The sequence below is a fragment of the Streptomyces sp. NPDC007164 genome (assembly GCF_040634135.1).
Classification (GTDB): domain Bacteria; phylum Actinomycetota; class Actinomycetes; order Streptomycetales; family Streptomycetaceae; genus Streptomyces; species Streptomyces sanglieri.
In genome coordinates, this window is sequence record NZ_JBEYFB010000134.1 from 1 (window position 1) to 2,137 (window position 2,137).

The window sequence follows — 2,137 nt, forward strand, 5'->3', positions numbered from 1 at the left end:
TGCGCAGGACGTCCGACGACGAGCTGGAGTACCTGGGACGGCTCGATGACCAGGTCAAGATCCGCGGCTTCCGCATCGAACTCGGCGAGGTCGAGGCCGCGTTGGCCGCGCACCCGGACGTCTCGGCGGTCACGGTCCTGATGCGGGAGGACAGCCCTGGCGACCATCGCCTCGTCGGCTACGCCGCGCTCACCCCCGGAGCCGACCCGACCGTCGCCGACCTGCGCGAGTGGTGTCGGGGCAGCCTGCCGGACCACATGGTGCCCAGTGGCTTCGTCGTCCTGGACGAGCTGCCGCTGACAGGCAACGGCAAGGTGGACCGCAAGGCCCTGCCCGCCCCCGACGGCGCCCGCCCGCGCCTCGGTGCGGAGTACGTGGCCCCGCGCACCCTGGTGGAGGAGATCGTCGCGGGAATCTGGGCCGAGGTCCTCGGCGTCGACCGGGTCGGCGTCCACGACAACTTCTTCGAGCTCGGCGGCGACTCGATCCTCAGCGTCCAGGTCATCTCGCGCGCCAAGCGGCACGGCCTCGACCTCACGCCGCGCATGATCTTCCGGCATCAGACCGTCGCCGGGATCGCCGAGCACGAGACGCCGGCGGCCGCCCAGGACGGGCCGGCGGAGCCGGAGGCCCCGAGGGGTCCCGCCCCGACCCGGTACGGACTCGCCCCGCTGCAGTCCGGGATGCTCTTCCACAGCCTGTACGACGCATCGGACGTGCACCCGTACACGGTCCAGTTCCTCGACGAGTTCGATGGGCCGCTGGACCTGGAGCGGCTGCGCGAGGCGTGGCAGGCCGTGGTCGACCGGCATTCGGTGCTGCGCAGCGCGTTCGTGTGGGAGGGACTGGACGAGCCGGTGCAGGTGGTGCAGCGCAAGGTCGAGCTGCCCTTCGAGGTCATCGACTGGCGGTCCACGGCCGGGAGCGAGCAGGAGCGCCGGCTCGACGAACTCGTCGAGTCGGACCGGGCGCGCGGCTTCGACCTCGGGTCCGCGCCGCTGCAGCGCCTGACGGTCGTGCGGCTCGGGGACGACCGCGCGATGGTCCTGTGGACGTTCCACCACCTCGTCCTCGACGGCTGGAGCGCCCAGCTGGTCATGCGGGAGGTCTTCGCGCTCTACCGCGCCTCGCTGGACGGCACGTCCGTCGAACTCGCCGAACCCGTTCCGTACGCCCGGTTCATCGAGTGGCTGGAGGCGCAGTCGCGGGAGCGGGCCGAGGAGTTCTGGCGCGGCCGCCTGGGCGGCTTCGCCGAGCCCACGGATCTCGGCATCGGCGCCGCGACCGCAGAGCGCGGCTTCGACGACGTCGTGCTGCGGTTTGACGCCGAGGCCACCGCTCGTCTCGGCGCCTTCGCGCGGGCCAACAGGGTCACGGTCAACACGGTGGTGCAGGGCGCCTGGGCGCTGCTCCTCTCCCGCTACAGCGGCTGCGACGACGTGGTCTACGGATCGATCGTGTCCGGCCGCCACGACGGGCTCGCCGAGGCCGAGTCGATGATCGGCCTGTTCATCAACACGCTGCCGGTGCGTGCCCGGGTGCGGTCGGATCTTCCGGTGGTGGATTGGTTGCGTGAACTCCAGGTCGAGCATGTGGAGTTGAGGCAGTACGAGTACACGTCGCTGGTCGACGCGCAGGGGTGGAGCGCGGTCCCCAAGGGCGAGCAGCTCTTCCGGTCGATGCTCGTCTTCCAGAACTTCCCCGGCCTCGGTGACGACGAGCTGCCGGACGGGCTCGTCGTCACCTCCCGCCTCGACGTGGAGCGGACCGGCTACCCGATCACGGCCATCGTCTACGACAGCGAGCGGCTGAAGGTGAACATCGCCTACGATCGCGGGCTCTTCCGGCAGGACGAGATCGAGCGTCTCACCGGGCACTTCGTGGGGCTCATCTCCTCCCTTGCCAATGATCCGGCGGCCTTGGTGGGTGAGTTGGAGATGCTGGGTGCGGTGGAGTTGCGGGCGCTGTCGGAGGTGTGGGGCGGTGCGGAGGCGGGTGTCGCGGATGCGGCGACGTTGCACGGTCTGGTGGCGGAGCGGGCGCGGGAGTGTCCGGGTGCGGTGGCCGTGGTCTTCGGCGAAGAGTCGCTTTCGTACGGTGAGTTGAACGCCCGGTCGAACCGGCTCGCACATCACCT

At 70.6% G+C, this 2,137-nt stretch carries 1 protein-coding gene; it reads left to right on the forward strand.

Going from position 1 to position 2,137, the window contains the following annotated elements; all coding sequences use genetic code 11:
* The coding region (locus ABZ622_RS41965; RefSeq protein ID WP_360552594.1) for a condensation domain-containing protein at positions 1–2,137 on the forward strand (2,137 nt) is incomplete at both ends.